The organism is Pseudomonas sp. KBS0707 (assembly GCF_005937945.2).
Classification (GTDB): Bacteria; Pseudomonadota; Gammaproteobacteria; order Pseudomonadales; family Pseudomonadaceae; genus Aquipseudomonas; species Aquipseudomonas amygdali.
On the sequence record NZ_CP041754.1, the window covers coordinates 512,226 to 532,736 of the forward strand.

A 20,511-nucleotide genomic window follows, 5' to 3' on the forward strand; every position below is an offset into this window, starting at 1 on the left:
TTGCGGGTACTGCTGATCAAGACTTCTTCGCTGGGCGATGTGATCCATGCCTTGCCCGCACTGACCGATGCGCAGCGAGCGCTGCCCGGCATCCGCTTTGACTGGGTAGTGGAAGAGGGTTTCGCCGAAATTCCCGCCTGGCACCCGGCGGTCGACAGGGTGATCCCGGTGGCGATCCGTCGCTGGCGCAAGCGCCTCTGGCAGACCTTCAGGTCGGGGGAGTGGCGGCGCTTCAAGCAGCAGGTGCGCGAACAGCGCTACGATCTGGTGATTGACGCTCAGGGCTTGTTCAAAAGTGCCTGGCTGACACGTTATGTCGATGCGCCGGTGGCGGGGCTGGACCGCGACTCGGCACGCGAACCGGTCGCCAGTCGCTTTTATGACCGCGCTTTTGCAGTGCCACGCGGGCAGCATGCGGTCGAACGACTGCGTCAGTTGTTCGCTCAGGCATTGGGTTATCCACAGCCGTCCGGTATGGGCGACTACGGCCTAAAGCCGCTGGCGACTCTGGATGACACGTTGCAGGCTCCGTTCGTGCTGTTTCTGCATGGAACAACCTGGGACACCAAGCACTGGCCCGAGTTGTACTGGCGACAACTGGCCGAACTGATGGCGGCTCGCGGTTTGCAGGTGCAATTGCCATGGGGCAACCCGGCAGAAAAGGCACGCGCCGAGCGCATTGCCGACGGTCTGGACAGCGCACACGTGCTGCCGAAATTGAATCTGGCGGGTGTAGCGCGGGTATTGGCCAGCGCACAGGCCTGCGTTGCGGTGGATACCGGAATCGGACACCTGGCCGCCGCACTGGACGTGCCGACCATTTCCCTGTTCGGCCCGACCAACCCGGGCCTGACCGGAGCGTATGGCAAGTCGCAGGTGCATCTGGCCAGCGACTATCCGGGCTGCACACCTTGCCTGCAAAAGAAATGCACGTACCAACCGACCGCCGATGATCAGCGCCGGTTCGACCTTAAACGCGAGTGGCCGATGTGCTTCACTCGCCTGAATCCCGAGCGAGTAGCGAGCCAACTGGGCGCGCTGTTGCTGGCAAAGGAACCTGGCTGATGCAACTGGCTTTTGTACTCTACAAATACTTTCCGTTCGGCGGTCTGCAACGCGATTTCATGCGCATTGCTCTGGAGTGCCAGCAGCGCGGCCACCAGATCCGCGTCTACACCCTGATCTGGGAAGGCGATGTGCCGCCCGGTTTTGAAGTGCTGGTAGCGCCGGTCAAGGCGTTCTTCAATCATCGACGCAATGAAAAGCTCACGGCGTGGATGGAAGCAGACCTGGCCAGGCGCCCGGTGGACCGTCTGATCGGTTTCAACAAGATGCCCGGTCTGGATGTGTATTACGCCGCCGACGGCTGCTTCGAGGACAAGGCGCAGAACCTGCGCAGCCCGCTGTATCGCAAGTGGGGCCGTTATCGCCACTTTGCTGACTACGAGCGCGCGGTGTTCGCCAAAGACTCGAAAACTCAGGTGTTGATGATCTCCGAAGTACAGCAGCCGCTGTTCATCAAGCACTACCACACCCCGGCGTCGCGCTTTCACTTGCTGCCACCGGGCATTTCCCAGGATCGCCGCGCACCGCCGGACGCGCCTGACATCCGTGCGGGCTTTCGCAAGGAATTCGGGCTTGCCGACAATGACCTGTTATTGGTGCAGATCGGCTCCGGTTTCAAGACAAAGGGCGTCGATCGCAGCCTGAAGGCGCTGGCAGCCTTGCCTGCCGAGCTCAAGAAACGCACACGGCTGTTTGTAATCGGTCAGGACGACCCCAAAGTATTCCAGTTGCAGAGCGCTGCGCTGGGCCTGGGCGAGCAGGTGACGTTCATGAAAGGGCGCAGCGATATTCCGCGCTTTCTGCTGGGCGCCGACCTGCTGATTCATCCGGCTTACAACGAGAACACTGGCACCGTATTGCTTGAAGCACTGGTCGCCGGTTTGCCGGTTCTGGTCAGCGCAGTCTGCGGCTACGCCCATTACATAGCCGAAGCTGACTGCGGGCGGGTGCTGGACGAGCCGTTCGATCAGGTGCAGCTCAATCGCTACCTGTCGGACATGCTTGAGGATGATGGCGCACGCAGCGCATGGGGGCGCAATGGTCTTGCCTTTGCTGACACAGCGGACCTTTACAGCATGCCGCAACACGCTGCGGATGTGATTCTGGCGGAGCACTATTGATGAAGCTGTTCCTGGCTGAACCGTTCAAGAGCCTGTGGGCCGGACGCGATGCGTTCGTCGAGGTCGAGGGCCTGAGCGGCGAGGTCTACCGCGAGCTGGAAGGACGCCGCACGCTGCGCACCGAGGTCAACGGGCGTGGCTACTTCGTCAAGATCCACCGTGGCATCGGCTGGGGCGAAATCGCCAAGAACCTGGCTACTGCCAAGTTGCCGGTGCTGGGCGCGGGCAAGGAATGGGAAGCCATCGAGCGCCTGCATGAAGTCGGCGTGCCGACCATGACTGCCGTGGCCTATGGCGAGCGTGGCAGCAACCCTGCCGCGCAGCATTCGTTTATTGTCACTGAAGAGCTGGCCCCGACTACCAGCCTGGAAGACGTAAGCCTCAACTGGCGCACCCAGCCGCCCGAGCCTCGTCTGAAAAGAGCGTTTATCGCCGAAGTTGCCCGCTTGGTCGGCATGATGCACCGCGCCGGCGTGAACCATCGCGACTGTTACATCTGTCATTTTCTGCTGCACATCGATACGCCGGTCACCGCTGACGATTTCAGATTGTCGGTCATCGACCTGCACCGTGCTCAGACGCGCCGGGCAATAACACCACGCTGGCGCAACAAGGACCTGGCCGCGCTGTACTTTTCAGCGCTGGACATCGGCCTGACCCGCCGCGACAAGCTGCGTTTCCTCAAGGGGTATTTCCAGAAACCGCTGCGCGAAATACTGCGCAAGGAAGCACCGCTCCTGAGCTGGCTGGAGAAAAAGGCCGACAAGCTGTATCAGCGCAAAGTGCGCTATGGGGATGCACTCTGATGGCGGGCTGGAAGCTCGAGCCCGAGTACGCTTTTCTGGAACAGGATTTCGGCAGTCTGGATGCCGTGTTTGCCTTGCAGGGCCAGCAGTTGACCCGCGACCCGCTTTCCGACGTCATTCGCGTCGAGCGCGCCGGGGTTTACTATTACGTCAAACGCTACGTAGGTGCTGGCAAAGGCCTGCGCCGTTACATCGGCAAGCCCAGGGTCAAGTCCGAGTGGCAGAACCTCAAGCGTTTTGCCAAATGGGGCATTCCCACGGCAGAGGTGGTGGCCTGGGGGCTGGAGCGCAACGGCGCAGCGTATGATCGCGGCGCACTGATCACTCGCGGCTTGCCCAATACCGAAGACTTGTCTGCGCTGGCACAGCGCAAGGATCCGCGACTGACCGACCGCCACTGGGTCGACGCTGTCAGCCGCCAGCTGGCTGCCTGTACCCGGACCATGCACGACAACCATTTCACACATAATGATTTGAAATGGCGCAACCTGTTGGTCGATGACGAAGGCAAGCTGTTTTTCATCGATTGCCCCAATGGCGCATTCTGGTGGAGCTTCATGCTGCGCTATCGGATCACCAAGGATCTGGCGTGCCTGGACAAGGTCGCCAAGTATCACTTGTCAGCTACCCAGCGTCTGCGCTTCTACCTGCAGTACCGTCATCGAACGCGGTTGAACGCCTCCGACAAGAAACGTATTCGACATATCGTCAGCTTTTTCGAGGGCCGTGAATGAGCGTTTTTATTGCCAGTGCTGACCAGCCGTTACTGGCGCGTCACAACCTGGCTGATTTTGAATCGCTTTGGAACATCAGGCTTGATGCGGTCGACGAGCCCAATACCGGGCGCGGCGGCTGGAGCAGTGTGTTCCGTCTCGACCTGGACGGTCAGGGGTTTTACCTCAAGCGCCAGAGCAATTACCTGACCCACACGTTGCATCATCCGTTTGGCGAGCCGTCCTTCTCTCGTGAGTTTCGTAACATCAGTCGCTACCGCAAGCTGGGCATTCCAGCGCTGCAAGCGGTGTTTTATGGCGAGCGCAAGGTCGACGGGGAATACCGGGCGATCCTCATGACGCGTGCGCTGGACGGCTGGACCGATCTTGACGAACTGTTGCAGCAGTGGAACCAGATGGAGAGCGTCCAGCGTCTGGCGGTACTTCACGCCTGCGGCCAGTTGGTGCGCACGCTGCACGGCGCCGGACAGGTTCATGGCTGCTTTTATCCCAAGCATATTTTTCTGCAGGCGGTGGGAAAGGGCTACCAGGCGCAATTGATCGACCTGGAGAAAACCCGTCCGGTGATCTTCGGCAAGCGTGACCTTGCCCGGGACCTCGAACCGCTGCTGCGCCGCGCGCCGATGTGGAATGAGGCCGATCGGCGCGAGCTGTTGGCGGCTTATCTGCAAGCCACGCCGAACAGCCTGCTGGTCGACGCCTGGAATGCGCGTCTGGGCAAGCGCGGCGCTCACAAAAGAGACCTTCAACACCGCGATGATAAAGAGACCCGTTGATGCGTTTGTCTGAACTCAAGACCGCTGGACGTACCCCCGAGTTGCCGATGAGCCTGACGCTGGCTGATGCTGCCGGTTCGGCTGAACTGCAATTGCTGACCCTGCTGCGTGTATTGCCGGGGCAGCGCTACGTCGGTGCAGGTGTCTGGCGAGGCCGAACGGTGCTGGCAAAACTGCTGGTGGGCGACAAGGCGGCCCGACACTTTCAGCGTGAACTTGCCGGGGTGCGCCTGCTTGCCGAACAGGGGCTGACCACTCCGCTGCTGCTGGCCGACGGTTTGCAGGATGGCGAGGGTGGCTGGCTGCTGTTCGAGTTTCTGGAGCAGGCGTCAAGCCTGGGCGATGCCTGGAATACTGTCCAGGACCTGCCACCGCTGGCGGATGAGCAGCAAGCCGTGCTCGGCGAGGCTTTGTCGGCCATCGCCCGGCAACACGCCAAAGGCTTGTGGCAGGAAGATTTGCACCTCGACAACCTGCTGCGCGACAACGGGCAGTTGTACTTGATTGATGGTGCCGGTATTCGCGCCGAGCAGGCCGGCACACCGTTGTCCCGGCAAAAGGTGCTGGAAAACCTCGGTGTGTTCTTCGCCCAGTTGCCCAGGTCCTTCGAGCCCTTCACTGAAGAGTTGCTGGTGCACTACCTGCTGAGCAACGCTGAACATGGTTTGCCGATGGAGGCGCTGCAAAAGCAGATCGACAAGGTTCGCAGCTGGCGGCTCAAGGACTTCATGAGCAAGACCGTGCGCGATTGCAGTCTGTTCAGCGTCGAGGACAGAGCTTCGATGTTCCGTGCTGTTCGTCGCGAGGAAGAATCCGCGATGCTGCCGGTACTTGATCAGGCTGATGCCTTGCTCGACAAGGGTCATCTGTACAAGACCGGTGGCGCTGCGAGCGTAGGCCGTGTCGAAATCAGTGGTCGTACGCTGGTCATCAAGCGTTACAACATCAAGAATTTCAGTCACTGGCTCAAGCGCTTCTGGCGTCCCAGCCGGGCCTGGCATTCATGGCGCGAAGGTAACCGCCTGATGTTTCTCGGCATCGCCACACCAAAACCGCTGGCAGTTCAGGAAAAGCGTTTCCTCGGCTTGCGCAGCAAAGCCTGGCTGGTGACCGAGTTTATCGAAGGGCCGGACATCATCGAGCACTTCGCTCCCCATGTCGAAACCGGTGATGCACCAGAGGCCGAACTGCTGGCGCTGGACACGCTGTTCGCACAGCTTATCCAGGCGCGCATCAGTCATGGTGATTTCAAGGGGCATAACCTGTTCTGGCACACCGATCGCTGGGCGATGATCGACCTGGATGCCATGCAGCAGCACAGTTCTCACTCTTCCTTTGCAGCAGCCTACGCGCGTGACCGGGCGCGGTTCATGCGCAACTGGCCGGTGCAGAGTGCGCTGCACCAGATGCTGGAGCAGCGCTTGCCAAAGATCACGCCAGACTGAGCCTGGCTTCTCAGGCAATGTGGGTGAGGTTCATCGCCTCGAGGGCCGCCACCAGCGCGTCCATGTCGTCGAAGGGTTTGAGGTGGATACGCGGCCAACGCACACGCTCCAGATACAGTTTGCCCTCGGCATTGCGCTGCACCGGCGTGCGATGAATCCATGTGTCACGAGCGCGATGGACGATGGTCTGCAAATCGCCTTCGCCCTGTTGCACCAGAAACATTCCCGGCTTGAAGAGGCGTTGGTCAATGCTCAAGAGCCTGGCTGACTCTGGGCGCGACACTTCCATGGCCACTCGGTAATCGCCCTTGATATAGACCTGTTCATTGGTTATGCCTCCCGTAACAAGCTCTCCCGGATCTGGTACTACGCCGGTCGATTTGCCTGGTGCCACATCGATAACCCGCAGACCGATTCCTCCTTGCAGTTCTGCAATACCGGGTACCACGCCCTGGTAGGTATTGGAATGGCTGTTGCCAACCAGCGCGATCCATTTGTGGGAACCCATCACGTCCTGATGCCTGCGGATTGTGCGCGACGCAAAGTAATTCATCATCTGCTGGCGGGTGATGGACTCTTCCCTGGCAATGCCTTTGAGGTGATAGCTGCTTGCGCAGTCGATAGCGCGGACCTCCAGGCCATACTGCCGCGCCTTGATGATCAGTTGTTCGAAGTTATAGACCTTGTCCGGATCGGTGTGATGCCCACGGTCCAGGATTTTCAGGTCATGCAGTAACGTTTTGCTCATCTGCCCGGTTTCGAAGAAACGATCCAGGTCCGCCTGATGCAGGTCGGTCAGCAGGTGCTCCATGTACAGCGTCTTGACGTTTTGCCGCGCCAGCAATGGCAGGTTGTCGATGATCAGTTTTTTGCTCGAAACAGAAAAATGCGACTCGCCGATAACGACGCCTTCCGTGTGACGGTACAGGGTTTCAAGCAGCCCCGCCGGGCTCGTCTGTGGCTCGATAGCTGGCAATGTCGGGCGAGGTGGCAGTTGGGCTGATCTGATCGTGGCGGCGTCCTTTTGCAGATTTTTGCGGCGCTGGGCGAACGTATTGCGAACAGTGTCGAGATTTATGTCTTCAAAGAAATACTCCATGTCGAGCCCTTTCCTTTCGAAGTTCGCCAATGTATGAAGCGTCGTTCTGGTATCAAGCGGCATCTCATAGGTCGCGTCGGCCAAGGATTGCTGGATCGCTGTCATCGGGCTGTCGGCATTCCACTCTTCGGGTGGTACGCGTAGCCAGGTAGTGTTTTCGCCGTGGACAAACCCGTACTGGCCCGCCCAATGCTCGCCCTCGGCAACGGAGCCCCTCAGCTCTCGGATCAGCATGTCATCTACAGGGGTGGCGGGGGGCAGCGGAACGCCCGGCAGCGCAGGGTCGGCAAACGCGATGGTGAAGTCACAGCGAGTCGGCGTGTTTTGATGCGACCCGTTGGTACCTTCACTTATGCGGGTCGGGCGTCCTGCCGGTATGTCCTGAACATGCACACTGACGACTCCTTGCATCTCGGCAATGCCGGGCACCTGATCATGCGTCGTGGCAAGTTTCTGGTCGAGCAGTGCGACCCAGCGTTTGGAAGAGCCCGGTGCGATGTCCTGGCTGATGAGCCTGTGCCCGAAGAAGTTGCTCATTTTGCTGGCCGCTGCCGGATCATCAGCGGCTGCCAGCACCGGATGGCCGAAAAACGGGTAGCTTATCGACGAGCTGAACGGGCGCACTTCGATGCCGTGACGGTGGGCTTCCTTGATCAGGTGGTAGTAGTCGTATTCGCTGCTCGAGTTGTTCAAGGCGCCGCGATTGACGTCGTGCAGGTAGTACTTGAGCTCATGAGAGCCAGAGCGACTCTTTTTGCCCAACTGGCGATATCTGGCCAGTTTGCGCAGGTGTTTGTCGGTCAGCAGGTGTTCGATGTACAGGACCTCGACACGCTGCTCTGCGAGCAAGGGCATGTTGAGCAGGAGCAGACGCTTGCTGGCTACCGACCTGGGGGCCTCGCTGAAAACCAGCCCGTTGCTGTGCGTGAAGATGTGCTCGATGAGTGTCTCGACCTTGCCGGGCAGGCCATAAGCGGGAAGTGCTGGCCTGGGCGGCGCAGAGAATCGGGCAAAAAATGCCTGAGCGTCCTGGTAGAGCTTTTCCCGAAACGCTGTAAAGGTCTGGCGTATTTCCGTGAAATAGGTCTCGAAGTAGACTTCCAGACCTGCGCCGGTCGGGTCGAAGACTTCCTTGCTGATGACGATGTCCAGATGCGCTCTCATGGTGCTTGGCATCTCATAGTCGATCAACATGTCGAGCGAGCCTGCGGCGGCACCTTCAGGCAGTGGCCTATAGCTCCCCGGAGCGTCCAGCCCGCCGCCGCGCAAGCGCCGGTCGACGACCAGCCACTGGTCCTGATCATTCAGACGAACCGGCTGTTTGCCGAAGAACGCGAATGGATTGGCCGGATCGATGATCTGCCAGCAGCGCAGATGCGCATCGTATTGAACCTCAAAGGTGCGATCTGACAACCTGATGTAATTTTTCCCGCTGAGTGCGTACACGCCTTTCGCGTGGCCGTCGGTTATGCGTGGCACGTTATCCAGCGAAACGTCGACTGCCAGGTCGGTACGCAACCCCGAAGGCACGCGCGCCACGGCGTTGGGCGGCGGCAGGAGCGGCTGCCAGGCACCGGCGGCTTCTCGCAGGGCGAACTGACCGGTTGCCATCGGGGGCGCCGAGGCGACGTGGGGTGCATGGAAAACCGCGGCGTGACCATGGGCGTTGGGCTTGCCGATCAGGAATACCTGCTCCTGCAGTTCAACCGGGTACAGGTCCTCGTAACGCGGCAGCGAGGACTGGCGCTGGAACGAGCGCAGGACCGGCGGTGATTGATGACCGCGCTCAAGCCGATGCAATACGCCGCCGAAGCCTTTAATACCAACCAGCAAGTCGCTGCCTGCGCCGATGCCGTTGAACAGTGCCGAGAGCATATATGTTGCAGCGCGTTGCTGGTCGCCTTCAGTCAAGGCGGCAACTGCCTGCCCGCTGTCATGCAATGAAAGCAGGCTGCCAACCGCAAAGCTTGCCGGCGGGAACGGCAGGGTCAGGGCGGTAGCGATTATCTCGACGCTGACCCGGATCAGCCTCGCCAGCATGTCGTTACGGCCGGTGGTGGTCTCTTCCACATCACGCAACCTGCGCTCCAGCGGCCTGTTGAAACAGGTGTCGGCGAAGTCTGAAATGAATGCCTTGGGGATGACCGGAGGTTTGTTGGCCTTGCCCTGCTGCATGTCTCGGAGCAAGAACGACAAGGTTCGGCGCGCCTTGATCCGGCAGCGATCCTTGTAGTAGTCGATCATGCCGTCGCTGGCGAGCGAACGCACAAAGTCGCTGAACAGACGAAACTCGATACCATCAGGCGCCTGCGGGGTGTAGAGCAGCGCAGCATGGCGAGTTTGTGTCGGCAGGTTCACCAGGCAGCCCTGCACGGTTTCGACGTGGGTGAGCAGCGTGCTGGGAATGACCAGTTGATCGACGCCGGTCAGCCCCGAGGCGATAAGTGGTTTGTCCACATGCACTTGCAGCGGGTAGAGGGGGTATCGCTCGCGGGAGGTGGTGTCGTCAAGGTGGGCGTTATCCAGAGATTGTTTCAACCAGACATGGTGCGCCGCTTCTATATGACCTTTCAGGGCGCTGCGCAATGCCGCTGCCTGCATCTGCAGTTGCGTGATCATCACGCTGAAGTGGCGACGATAGGCATAGCCTTCGCTTTCGCTGTTCAGCAGGGTGTTTCTGATCAAGGCAATGTACTCGTCCGCCAGCCACTGGCCGCGCACCGAACCTGCAACGGCAGCAGCTGACAGCGCGCTCACGTCGATGCCTTCCGGGCCGCTGAACGTCGCGTTGGTTGCTGCCGAAGCACGCAAGGGGTCAATGCTGTCGTCATAGCCATTGAGCAGCATGTTGGTGTAGGTCAGTGTTTCGCGCTCGGTGGTGATCACAATCAGGTCGGGGTCTACCGTGCCGGCTGGTACGTTCAGCAGCTTGCCGATTTGCTGGCTGGCACGTTGGTGTACGTAAGCCTTGAATGGCTGAACCCCGGTGTGTGGCTGCGCCTGATAGTTGTCGAGTGCTCCGCCAATGGCCTGTTCAAGGGCCAGCAGTTCCCGGCGCTGGGCGCGGCTGGCGCGCAGGTACCAGTCCGGCGTATGCCTGGCCTGTTCGGAAAGCAACACGCCGGTCTGTTCGTCGGTAAAGTGGCGCAAGGCCGACTCGCAGTCCGCATGATCAATAAATTGAATGAAGTTTTTTGAAGGCTGGGGTTTGAGTGCCAGAGCCGTCAGTTGCTCTGCCAGTGCCGCACGGGCATCCACTTCCACCTGATCGAGCAGATAGTTGACCATTGACGGCGAAGCCGCCCAGCCGACCACTTCGTGCAGCAGTTGGGTTTCAGTGTCGAAGGCTTTGAAGTGCTGCTGCCCGGGTGCATCGGTGGCAATCATGATCAGTCGCTGCGTCCGCCCCTCGGCATCCTGCTTGCGAAACACCAGCAATCTGGCCATCACGTAGCAGTCGTTGAGTTTGATCTGTTGTACACGCAATGCTGGATCGGATGCGCGCGCTGCCGGGCCGGTCAGTGCCGCGACCATGGCGAAATCACCGGGCTGGATATGCCCCTGCATCTTCGCCGCCCAACCCTGCGCGGTCAGTCGGGTTCGTGCCAGTGCGCAGAGCATTTCCCGGTTGTGTTCTTGCTGGTAAGCCTTGCGTTGACACTCGCCAAACTCCGCCCGCAGATCGAGCTCATCGATCACTCCGGCAAGGTAAGCCGGATTCAATGCCGAGCAGGCTGCATCAAGCGGTTTGCCATCAAGAGTGATAACGGTGTGATCGATAAAGTCCGAGCCTGCACTCTCGTCGTCCGGGTGCAGGCCATAGAGTGCCAGCTCGACCAGTGAGCATGTCACGCGGTAGATCTCGCTCGTGGATGGCAGCGTGCGACGCGTGTCGATGGTCAATGCGCGCGGGTCCAGATCATGGCCCAGGTCATCGGCCAGCCGGATGCGCAAACGGGCTTCGGCAAAATGCTCTGGAGAGGCCGCGCTGCCCAGTACGCTGAGCAGCGCGGCATGTGCCTCATCGTAGTGTTGCAGATGCCTGGCGTAGGTCTGCAGGTCGGCCTCGCTGGCAATCTTCATCCAGTCCGGCAGGTTTCGATGATACTGACGTTGCCTGTTGGTCAGTTCGCGCAGTTCGAGCATGCAGGCGGGGCCGAGCAGGCCGCGCATGTCGATGGCTGCCTGAATCAGCGCCTGACGTGTTACCCGGTCTTCACTGTCAGGGTCGTTCGCACGCATGGCGAATGTCATTGCGTTGCTTGTTTAGCAGACGATCCAGGGCATGCACGAAGGGGGCGGTGGTGACCGGCTGTAATTGCAGGTCTTCAGTCGTGAACGGCTCAAGGTACAGGTCGGCGTCCTGGCTGATCTTGAAGAGCAGGTCTTGGTGACGCTTTTCCATCGTGTTCAGGAGAGCATCCTGCAACGTCGCTGTATTGAGCCAGCGCGCCAGGGTTGCGAGCATCAGGGCCTGCGTGGCAAAGCCCATGATACCGAGCCCGGGTAACATCAGCAGCGTGCGTCCCTGTTCCTCGGATATCGCCAGCGCGCCTGCCATTTCAACGTGTTCGTCATCGTGCAGTTGCATATGCAGCGAGGCGTAAGTGAGCGCCGGGCTTTGATCGGGCGAGTCCGGCAGGCAGACAAGATAGCCACTCTCCAGATCACGCTCGTGAATCCTGACGCTGGCTTCATCACGCAAGGCTCGCTGCAAGGCAGGTACAAGCCGGTCGCGGCGGCTTTCAGCGTTTTTGCCAGGGTCTGTCCAGTAGTCATCGGTCTGTTGCAGCAGGCTGAATATTTCCAGTTCCCGTTCAGAAACATCGGAACCGCCAAGCGCAGTCAACAGCCCTTCGCCCGGGCCAGGCTGGGCCTCAGCTCGATGGCCAGAAGTGTGCGCAGTTCATCGAGCCTTTTCAGTGCGGCGGAGGCGGCAGGCCAGGTATCGGCAGGTTTCAGTGGCGTAGGCGTTATAGTCAAAGAGGACAGTGTTTGTGTCATGACAGGCGTTCCATTGCGCGCTTCAGGCGCTGAGGTTTGAGCGACGGCCGTCGGGCAGGCGACGATGGGCCTCAATTAATCAGAAGCAACGGGCGTCAGGTCGTAGATAGTTATTGATGCTGAGAAAGAGATGTTTCCTACGCCGTCCGGCGGGCATCCCCGATGACATTTCAGCGCGTCGAGCCAATCCTTGGTCATTACGTTATAATCCCGCCCTTTAGCTGCCCTCAGCCCGCTGTGCGGGGGCACACCTTTTCTCGGGCGCAATGCGCCTGCATGCAGACTAAAGAGGCTAGACCCTAGTGGCATTGACGATCCTTGGCCTGTCCGGCGCCCTTAGCCATGATCCTTCCGCAGCGCTTTATATCGACGGCAAGCTGATAGCAGCGGCTGAAGAAGAGCGCTTCGTTCGTGACAAACACGCGAAGAACCGCATGCCCTACGAGTCGGCGAAGTTCTGTCTGGAACAGGCAGGCATCAAGCCTTCGGACGTCGACGTGGTTGCAATTCCGTTCGCCCCCATCAGCCTGTTCGGCAAGGCCCGCTGGCACTACGCCAAGCGCTACTGGTACGCGCCGGATCGCGCCCTTGATGCGTTGCTGATGGGCAACCGCCGCTATAAGCGCTACCGCAACAAGATCGTCTGGTGCCTCGAGCAACTGGGCTTCGATCCGAAAAAGATCAAGATCGAGCCGGTCGAGCATCACCTGGCCCACGCATCCAGCGCCTACCACTGCTCCGGTTTCACCGAGAAAACCGCGATCATGGGCATCGACGGCAAGGGCGAGTACGCCACGACCTTCTTCGGCTACGGCGAAAACGGCAAGATCCACAAGATCAAGGAGTTCTTCGATCCGGACTCGCTGGGCGGCCTGTATGGCGCTATCACCGAATTCCTCGGTTTCGAGATGCTCGACGGCGAATTCAAGGTGATGGGCATGGCACCGTACGGCGATGCCAGCAAGTATGATTTTTCGCGTCTGGCCACGTTCGAGAACGGCGAGCTGATCATCAATACCGAGCTGGCCAACGTCATTGGCCTGCGTCGCTATAAAGAGAACGGCAAGGGCTTCTACTTCTCGCCGAAGCTGATCGAGTGGCTCGGCCCGAAACGCGTTGGCGACGTAGCCGACGAGCCCTACATTCACTATGCCGCGAGCATGCAGGCACTGTTCGAAAAGCTCGCGTTGCAGATGATGGATCACTACCTGGGTGACATCCTCAAGGAGACCGGCAAGATCGCTTTCGCCGGTGGCTGTGCGCTGAACGTCAAGCTCAACCAGCGCATCATTGCCCGTCCTGAAGTCAAGGAACTGTTCGTGCAGCCTGCGTCCGGCGATGCCGGTACGGCGGTCGGTGCCGCGGCTTATGTGTCCCACGCTCGCGGTGTGCCGGTCGAGAAGATGGAACACGTCTACCTTGGCCCGGCGTACAGCAACGAAGACGTGATCGCGGCCTGTGCCCGTCACCCGAGCAAGCCGGTCTGGCGTCAGATCGACAATACGCCACAGCGGATTGCCGAAATCATGGTCAAGGGCAACCCGGTTGCCTGGTTCCAGGGACGCATGGAGTTCGGTCCGCGTGCGCTGGGTGGTCGCTCGATCATCGGTTGCCCGAGCGTTACCGGGGTAGCCGACCGTATCAACCATCAGATCAAGTTCCGCGAGCGCTGGAGGCCTTTCTGCCCGTCGATGCTCGACACCGTCGCGCCGCAGATGATCAAGATCGATCACCCGGCACCGTTCATGACCTTCACCTTCGAAGTGGCGGAAGAGTGGAAAACCCGTGTTCCGGAAGTTGTCCATGAAGACGGCACTTCCCGTGCCCAGGTGCTCAAGCGCGAATACAACCCGCGCTACTACGACATGATGAAGGCGCTGGAAGAACTGACCGGCAATGGCGTTTCCCTGAACACCTCGCTCAACCGCCGTGGCGAACCGATGATCTGTTCGCCGACCGATGCGCTGAACATGTTCTTCGGCTCGGACCTCGAGTACCTGATCATGGAAGACATCCTGGTGGTAAAAGAGGGCGTCGAGGCTTATGACACGCTCGGTTGAACGTCACGTGCTGCAGTTCTGTCACGGCTATGATGGGCCGTTTCTGGACTGCGCACGGCAATACGCCAGCCTGTTCGCCGGCAAGGGCTATCGGGTGACGACGGTGTTTCTGACCGGCGCCGCCGACCCCGACGTAGTCGCCGACTGCGGCTCGGACGAAGTGCTGTTCATGGAATACAGCTCCAGCGCCATTCGTGGCCTGAAGCTGGGTGCCATCCGTGACCTGCGCAAAATTGCCGCGACGCGCTCGTTCAGCTTTTGCATCGCGCACCGCTTCAAGCCGGTGTACATCGCCCTGTTGGCGACGAAGTTGCCGGTGATCGGTGTGCATCATGCGTTCGGCGATTACCACCGGCGCAGTCGCAAGCTGTTCGCCAACCTGTTTCGCAAGCGCCTGAGCCTACTCGGTGTTTCCGATGCGGTCCGCGACGACATGCGCAGCAGCCTGCCCAAGTGGCCGGCCGAGCGCATTCAGACGTTGTACAACCGGATCGACGTCGAGCAACTGCAGGGCAGTCAGTTTTCCGCTGAAGATGCCCGCGCAGAGCTGGGTCTGTCTGCCTCGGCCTGGATCGTCGCCAACGTCGGTCGCCTGCATCCGGACAAGGATCAGGCCACGCTGTTGCGCGGTTTTGCCGAAGCGCTGCCCAATCTTCCCGAGAACAGCCAGCTGGTGATTCTCGGCAAGGGCCGCCTGGAAGAAAACCTCAAGGCGCTTGCGCTGGAGCTGGGCATTGGTCCGCAGGTGCTGTTTCTTGGGCAGGTGCCTGACGCCCGTCGCTACTTCAAGGCGTTCGATGTATTCGCCCTGAGCTCTGACCACGAGCCGTTCGGTATGGTCCTTCTGGAGGCGATGGTGGCCGGTGTGCCACTGGTTGCAACGTCCTGCGGCGGCGCGAAGGAAGTGGTCGAAGACGTGGGTCTGCTGTTCCCGCTGGGTGATGTTCACAGCCTGGCGCACGGCCTGGTACACATGGCCGGTCTTGACGCCGAGCAGCGTCAGGACTGCGCCGAGCGCATGTTGCTGCGTTTGCGCGAACGCTTTTCCGATCATGCTGTGCGCGATGTCTTCTGGCGGCTGCCGCAAGTCTCCAGCCTGACGGCGGGGGCCTGATGCTCAATCGATTCAAAGGCTGGCGCGAGCGTGGCTGGGTGCAGATCGACGCGGCTGCTTACGAGCAGGCATGGCAACGGTTGGGTGGCAGCGTAGCCACTCATCCGCTGGTCGTTGCGCGCCTGTCGGAATTTTCCGGTATTGCTGTGCGTTATCTGGCCTGGGAGCAGGGCGGCGAAGTAAAGGCAGCGATTGCCACCTGGGGGCGTTCGCTGGCGCTGTCCAAGGACGAACTCAAGCGTCACGGCAAGAAAGGCCTGTTCGACCTGGGCAACGCCGAACTGATTTTGCCGGTGGCCGATGACATTCAGGTCCCGGTCCGCCATCGTGCCCGCTATGTGTCTGCGCTCAACGAGGGCCGCATCAGCACCTTCAGGCCGCAGACCGAATCGCTGGCGATGGCGCGTACGCCCGAAGAACTGTCCAAGAAATTTCGTTACAACCAGCGTCGTGAACTTCGCTTGCTGGAGGAGGCTGGCGGCACGGTAAGACCTGTCAGCGAGTTCAGCAGCGCCGAGCTGGCGAGTATGTATTGCGATCTGTTTCAGCGTCGCTGGGGCTTTGAGGCCACCGGTGCCCGGCACAAGGCCGACGTCATCGAGCTGTTGCGTGAACTGCTGATCGGTTCGGTGGTGTGCCTCAACGATGCGCCGATTGCCATTCAACTGGTGTATCGCGTCGAAGCGCCGCAGTGGGTCAGCATCGAGTACGTCAACGGCGGTGTCGATCCCGAAACCCGGGACTTCAGCCCAGGCAGCGTGCTGAGTTTCGTCAATACCCAGTCCGCCTGGGAGAACGCCCGCGCCTTGGGCAAATCACTGCGTTTTTCCTTTGGTCGTGCCGACCGCGAGTACAAGGACCGATGGTGCAACCCCGTTCCGGTGTTCCAGATTTGAGTCGCAAGCAACAGTTGCTCAAGCGCCATCGCCGTAACAAGCGGCTGGCGTTACTGGGTGGTCTGCTCCTGTTGATCGCGGTCGGCGTGCTGGTGGCCTGGTGGCTGGCGCCGCTGCTGGCCGTGTGTGCATGGGTCGCTCATGAGGCCTGGTTCGCCGATCATCTGTTCTATTCGCCGTCTGACGACTATCAGTACAACTTTGCTGCCGACAGCGAAGTGCCGGGCGTCCGCCTGGACGGCGGCACGTTGCTGATCGACCCCGCCGTGCAACTGACCGGCGACGAAACATTGATACTGGCACTGACCGTAAAAAGCACCTGGCTGGGACGTTTTCTCGACCCGGTCGTGGAACTGCAGGGGCAGGCCTTGAGTGACCGGCAGGCCTTCGAGCGTGGCGTTTGCGGCGTTCGTTATCTGAACCTGACCGGTCTTGGCGAGCCGCTGGCTGCGGGTGCCCTGCAACTGCGCGGACGTTTCTGTCGTTTTGCTGGTACGCCGCGCCTCTGGCTGTTTCGTCAGGCGGATGCGCGAAAGCAGCGTGTCATGGTCATCGCGCCGCATGCCGACGATGCCGAGCTCGCCGCATTCGGGCTTTACAGCCAGGCCGAGGAAGCCTGGATTGTCACGCTGACCGCCGGTGAGATCGAGGCTGAACATTATCGCCAGATGGGCATGCAGCGCGCCGAAGCTGCGCGCATGAAGGGCCGCTTGCGGGCTTGGGACAGTATCGCCGTGGCGCGCTGGGGCGGGGTGCCCGAGTCGCAGTGTGTACAATTGGGCTATTTCTGCCTGCAACTGCCCGCCATGCAGGCTGCGCCGGATACGCCGGTCGCTTCGCGTGAGGCGGATCTGACCGATACGCGGTTGTTTCGCCAGTTCAATACGCTACCATTGCCCGGCGATGACGGCCTGCCGACCTGGAATAACCTGCTCGCCGACCTGCGTGCACTGGTCCTCAAGGCCAGGCCGCAGGTTATTGTCATGCCGCACCCGGCCATCGATCCGCATCCCGACCATATCTGTGCCCAGGCAGCCGTGCGTGAAGCGCTGGCCGGCCTTGAATGGCAGCCAGACGTGGTGCTCGGTTACGCCAACCACTTGCACGACAACGACCGTTGGCCAATGGGCGATGCCTACAGTGGCATCAGCCTGCCGCCGGTATTCGATGCCAGTCTGCCGCTGGTACCGTACAGCCTGCACTTATCGGTTGCGGCCCAACGCGACAAGGCAATGGCGCTGGGTATGATGCATGACCTGTTGCCGCCGATGCCGTTCAAACGCCGTGTGCGCCGTACGTTGCAACGCGTTCTGGCCGGTCGCCACTGGCCGGCCGAAGGCGAAAACGAATTCTTCCGCAAAGCTGTGCGACGACACGAGTTGTTCTGGCGCAGCCGTGACATCTGATTCAGCAGGCGCAGTACTGCAAGGAAAACCATGAAAGTTCTACTTCTGGTCCAGAAAGAGCAGCGTGCGATTCTGGACCGTCTCTATGACGGCATCGCGGCACACTGCGAATGCGATGTGCGCTGGCTGAGTTCCGCGGAGCAGCGCAACCTGCGTGGCTATTTCCGCCGCGAAGTGGACGTCAGCCGTTATGACCGGATCGTGTTTTTCCTGCGCTTCAAGCAGGAAGTGCGTCAGGTCGGGTTCATCCGCACGATTCCCAACCTGGTCATCCTTGAACACGATGCCTACCAGAACTACATTCCTTGCAAATACACCGGCAAGTTCAGTGCGCACTATCGCAAGCTGCCTTGGGCGCGGGTGATCTGTTCGGGGTTCATGGTCAGCGAGCGCCTGCGCCAGGAAGGCTTCGACGCGGTGTTCGTGCCCAAGGGCTATGACCAGAGCCTGTTGCAATTGCAGGCGCGTGAGCGTGACATCGAACTGGCGTTCGTGGGCAGCACCAACAGTGTGGCCTACAGCGGCCGCAAGGCGTTGCTGGATGAGTTGGGGCAGGTCGAGAATCTGCTCGTCACGCGTACCAAGTCCGGGGAAGAGTATTGCGACACCCTTAACCGCATCCGCTTTTTCGTCAGTGCCGATGTCGGCATGGGCGAGTACATGATCAAGAATTTCGAGGCCATGGCCTGCGGTTGCGTGCTACTGGCCTTTGATCAGGGCGCTGAAGAAAATCGCGCGCTGGGCTTTGTCGACATGCACAACATCGTGCTCTATCGCGACATTCCCCAGCTTCGTGAAAAGCTGGCGATGTTGCGCGAGAACACCGTGCTGGCCAGCGAAATATCCTGTAATGGGCAGACTTTGGTCGAAGAACGCTTTACATTCCATGCCCTTGGAAAAGCCATCGTGGACGCAATGCATTCGCCGCTGCGCAGCATGCCGGCGATGAGCTGGCTCGACCGCCTGCGGTCACGATTGGGATGGTAGGGAATTATGAATATTCAATGATTGGGAACGAATGATGGTATTCAGCGAAAACAGCGACATTACGCTGGTTGTCACCAGTTGTGGTCGGTTCGACCTGTTGAAGCGCACTCTGGAAACGTTCGACCATTTCAACACTGCGCCCATACGCCATGTGCTGATTACCGAAGACTCCGGCGATGCCCGGGTCCAGGCGTGCATTCCAGAGCACTGGCACCCGCATACGCGCTTCATCATCAACAACCCTAAGCTGGGGCAGATGCGCTCTGTCGATGCGGCCTATTCGCTGATCGAAACGTCCTGGGTGTTCCATTGCGAAGACGACTGGGATTTCTACCGTCCGCACTTCATCGAAGAGTCGATGACGCTGCTGGAACACGACCCTCAGGCCTTGCAGGTCTGGTTGCGCAGCTACAATCATGATCTGCGTATCCACAGCCCTTACGTTTACCTGAACGAGCGTGAAGTGTTCGAAGGTATCCCGTTTTACAAGCTGGGCTCGCACAAGCCGGAGTGGCAGGGTTTTTCCTTCAATCCCGGGCTGCGCCGCCTGGCTGATTACCAGCAGCATGCGCCGTATGCCGAGCATGGTGGCGAGAAGAAACTTTCACAATTATTCGCGTCGCAAAACCGTTACGCTTTGATTCTGGAAAATGATGCCGTATTGCACACCGGGTTCGGTGAGCATGTGGTGGTGCCGCAGGAGCGGCTCGACAAACAGCGTCGCAAGCGTCGTGATCGCGTCAAGCTGATCATCGCTGTGCTTGCTGGTCTGGTAACAGGTTGGTTGCTCAATAATGTCAGTTGACCGAATCACAATCCCCAGCAACAAAGTACAGACGTATTTCACCGTAGCGATTGTAGTCTTCCTGCTGAGTTTCATTCTTAACCCGTCAGCCAAGATCACCAACAATCTGTTTTACGCATTCACCGCCTTGCCGGGCTTGTTCTTCTTGATCAAGTACCGCGGCACCGGGGTGTTTGCAGAGCCGCTGGGCATAGCCTGGGCTGTATTTATGGCGTGTTTTCTGGTGCCGGCGCTGCAAGCGCAGGAGTTCCAGTATTACAAGCATATTGTCTACGTCAGCCTGTTTGTCTTTGTCGTGGCCGGTATTACGGAAAACGGTTTCTTCCGGCGCGGTTTGTTCGTGCGCGGCATGTTCTGGGCCATCTGCCTGTACATTCTGCTCAGCAGCATTTACAGCTGGGTAACCGGGAAATTCGAGTTCGGTCAGCGTGTGGCCATTCTTCCGGGGCGTATGGAGAATGTGATCTACACCAGCGCATGGCTGGTTTGCAGCCTTGCCCTGGCACTGCCGCTATGGGCCAGAGAGCGGCGCTGGATTGAAGCGGTGTCTGCAGTTCTTGTTACTCTGGTGTTAACGGCTTTCGTCGTCCAGACCCGCACCGCGCTGGTGGGCGCAGCCTTCCTGTTTGCCATCTGCACAGCATATTCGCTTTACCGCTTTACACTGCGCACTGCCGTGGCCTTGCTGGTGGCGGGCGTTTTGGCTGCCATAGGTTTCTGGCTTGTGAAGGATGAGCAGTGGGTCGCTCTGCTGATGGTCAGAGGTGACTCTTATCGCGTCGAGCTGTTTGAAATCATGACCGGTGAATGGCGTCGCTGCGGCTGGGTACAGGGCTGTGGTGTCGATTTTTATACCACCCAGACTCTGACGGGCGGTATGCCCATTCAGCATCCGCACAACATTTTCGTGTCGCTGGGGCTGTACACCGGCGCGGCTTCGCTGGTGATGTTTCTGGTCGTGATGGCGATGACGCTGTGGAACGCCTTGCGTAACGGTGATGCCTGGGGCCTATATCTGGCCTGCGCGCTGTTGATGCTCAACTTTGACGGTGGCCAGTTGGTCGGTAACCCGGATGAGCTCTGGGTGCTGGTGTTGTTACCGGCAACGATGGTGCTGGGCCGTATTGTGCAGGCGCATCGGCTCAGGCAGCAGCAGTAAGATAAAAAATGGCCGCTTCGAAAGCGGCCATTCT

13 protein-coding genes and 1 pseudogene are annotated in these 20,511 nt (G+C 59.7%); 13 read left to right on the forward strand and 1 reads right to left on the reverse strand.

The genetic code is table 11. The annotated features are described in order from the left end of the window. Genes waaC through FFH21_RS02475 form a run of 6 tightly spaced genes read left to right on the forward strand, consistent with a single transcriptional unit; the run spans position 1 to position 5,947 of the window. On the forward strand, positions 1-1,065 hold the full coding sequence (waaC, locus tag FFH21_RS02450) for a lipopolysaccharide heptosyltransferase I (protein WP_011167524.1): 1,065 nt from the start codon (positions 1-3) through the stop codon (positions 1,063-1,065). After that, on the forward strand, positions 1,065-2,186 hold the full coding sequence (locus FFH21_RS02455; protein ID WP_011167525.1) for a glycosyltransferase family 4 protein: 1,122 nt from the start codon (positions 1,065-1,067) through the stop codon (positions 2,184-2,186). Before waaC ends, FFH21_RS02455 begins: the two co-directional genes overlap by 1 nt. Further along, a complete protein-coding gene (gene rfaP / locus FFH21_RS02460) occupies positions 2,186-2,992 on the forward strand; it encodes a lipopolysaccharide core heptose(I) kinase RfaP (RefSeq protein ID WP_011167526.1) in 807 nt (268 codons plus the stop codon). The genes FFH21_RS02455 and rfaP overlap by 1 nt, the downstream gene beginning before the upstream one ends. Next, on the forward strand, positions 2,992-3,726 hold the full coding sequence (locus FFH21_RS02465) for a lipopolysaccharide kinase InaA family protein (RefSeq protein ID WP_011167527.1): 735 nt from the start codon (positions 2,992-2,994) through the stop codon (positions 3,724-3,726). Before rfaP ends, FFH21_RS02465 begins: the two co-directional genes overlap by 1 nt. Next, positions 3,723-4,502 carry a lipopolysaccharide kinase InaA family protein gene (locus FFH21_RS02470; protein ID WP_011167528.1) on the forward strand — a complete coding sequence of 260 codons (780 nt, stop codon included), beginning with the start codon at positions 3,723-3,725 and terminating at the stop codon, positions 4,500-4,502. Before FFH21_RS02465 ends, FFH21_RS02470 begins: the two co-directional genes overlap by 4 nt. Beyond that, positions 4,502-5,947, forward strand: coding sequence for a lipopolysaccharide kinase InaA family protein (locus FFH21_RS02475; RefSeq protein ID WP_011167529.1), 1,446 nt, complete (start codon positions 4,502-4,504; stop codon positions 5,945-5,947). Before FFH21_RS02470 ends, FFH21_RS02475 begins: the two co-directional genes overlap by 1 nt. Before the next feature lie 10 nt (positions 5,948-5,957). Here FFH21_RS02475 and FFH21_RS02480 read toward each other — a convergent pair. Then, positions 5,958-12,050, reverse strand: a pseudogene (locus FFH21_RS02480) (dermonecrotic toxin domain-containing protein). Positions 12,051-12,352: 302 nt separating this feature from the next. Here FFH21_RS02480 and FFH21_RS02485 point away from each other — a divergent pair. Genes FFH21_RS02485 through FFH21_RS02515 form a run of 7 tightly spaced genes read left to right on the forward strand, consistent with a single transcriptional unit; the run spans position 12,353 to position 20,477 of the window. Further along, positions 12,353-14,110, forward strand: coding sequence for a carbamoyltransferase (locus FFH21_RS02485; protein WP_002551776.1), 1,758 nt, complete (start codon positions 12,353-12,355; stop codon positions 14,108-14,110). Further along, on the forward strand, positions 14,094-15,224 hold the full coding sequence (locus tag FFH21_RS02490; protein WP_011167532.1) for a glycosyltransferase: 1,131 nt from the start codon (positions 14,094-14,096) through the stop codon (positions 15,222-15,224). Before FFH21_RS02485 ends, FFH21_RS02490 begins: the two co-directional genes overlap by 17 nt. Next, the gene (locus FFH21_RS02495; protein ID WP_011167533.1) at positions 15,224-16,120 is read left to right on the forward strand and encodes an antimicrobial resistance protein Mig-14; all 897 of its coding nucleotides are present in this window, start codon (positions 15,224-15,226) and stop codon (positions 16,118-16,120) included. The genes FFH21_RS02490 and FFH21_RS02495 overlap by 1 nt, the downstream gene beginning before the upstream one ends. Further along, the gene (locus FFH21_RS02500) at positions 16,117-17,526 is read left to right on the forward strand and encodes a PIG-L family deacetylase (protein WP_019742286.1); all 1,410 of its coding nucleotides are present in this window, start codon (positions 16,117-16,119) and stop codon (positions 17,524-17,526) included. The genes FFH21_RS02495 and FFH21_RS02500 overlap by 4 nt, the downstream gene beginning before the upstream one ends. 30 nt (positions 17,527-17,556) lie before the next feature. Beyond that, positions 17,557-18,513, forward strand: a complete 957-nt coding sequence (locus tag FFH21_RS02505) for a glycosyltransferase (protein ID WP_005743025.1) — start codon at positions 17,557-17,559, stop codon at positions 18,511-18,513. A gap of 31 nt (positions 18,514-18,544) precedes the next feature. Continuing rightward, positions 18,545-19,318: a glycosyltransferase family 2 protein gene (locus FFH21_RS02510; protein ID WP_019742285.1), complete on the forward strand. Its 774-nt coding sequence runs from the start codon at positions 18,545-18,547 to the stop codon at positions 19,316-19,318. Then, a complete protein-coding gene (locus FFH21_RS02515) occupies positions 19,308-20,477 on the forward strand; it encodes an O-antigen ligase (RefSeq protein ID WP_011167535.1) in 1,170 nt (389 codons plus the stop codon). The genes FFH21_RS02510 and FFH21_RS02515 overlap by 11 nt, the downstream gene beginning before the upstream one ends. Positions 20,478-20,511 lie beyond the last annotated feature (34 nt).

Bases quoted from the DNA above. Each gene is read 5' to 3' on its own strand.
- FFH21_RS02470 (WP_011167528.1), top strand. From the start codon at position 3,723: ATGAGCGTTTTTATTGCCAGTGCTGACCAGCCGTTACTGGCGCGTCAC.
- FFH21_RS02495 (WP_011167533.1), top strand. From the start codon at position 15,224: ATGCTCAATCGATTCAAAGGCTGGCGCGAGCGTGGCTGGGTGCAGATC.
- FFH21_RS02465 (WP_011167527.1), top strand. From the start codon at position 2,992: ATGGCGGGCTGGAAGCTCGAGCCCGAGTACGCTTTTCTGGAACAGGAT.
- FFH21_RS02505 (WP_005743025.1), top strand. From the start codon at position 17,557: ATGAAAGTTCTACTTCTGGTCCAGAAAGAGCAGCGTGCGATTCTGGAC.
- FFH21_RS02515 (WP_011167535.1), top strand. From the start codon at position 19,308: ATGTCAGTTGACCGAATCACAATCCCCAGCAACAAAGTACAGACGTAT.
- FFH21_RS02475 (WP_011167529.1), top strand. From the start codon at position 4,502: ATGCGTTTGTCTGAACTCAAGACCGCTGGACGTACCCCCGAGTTGCCG.
- FFH21_RS02455 (WP_011167525.1), top strand. From the start codon at position 1,065: ATGCAACTGGCTTTTGTACTCTACAAATACTTTCCGTTCGGCGGTCTG.
- FFH21_RS02510 (WP_019742285.1), top strand. From the start codon at position 18,545: ATGATGGTATTCAGCGAAAACAGCGACATTACGCTGGTTGTCACCAGT.
- FFH21_RS02490 (WP_011167532.1), top strand. From the start codon at position 14,094: ATGACACGCTCGGTTGAACGTCACGTGCTGCAGTTCTGTCACGGCTAT.
- rfaP (WP_011167526.1), top strand. From the start codon at position 2,186: ATGAAGCTGTTCCTGGCTGAACCGTTCAAGAGCCTGTGGGCCGGACGC.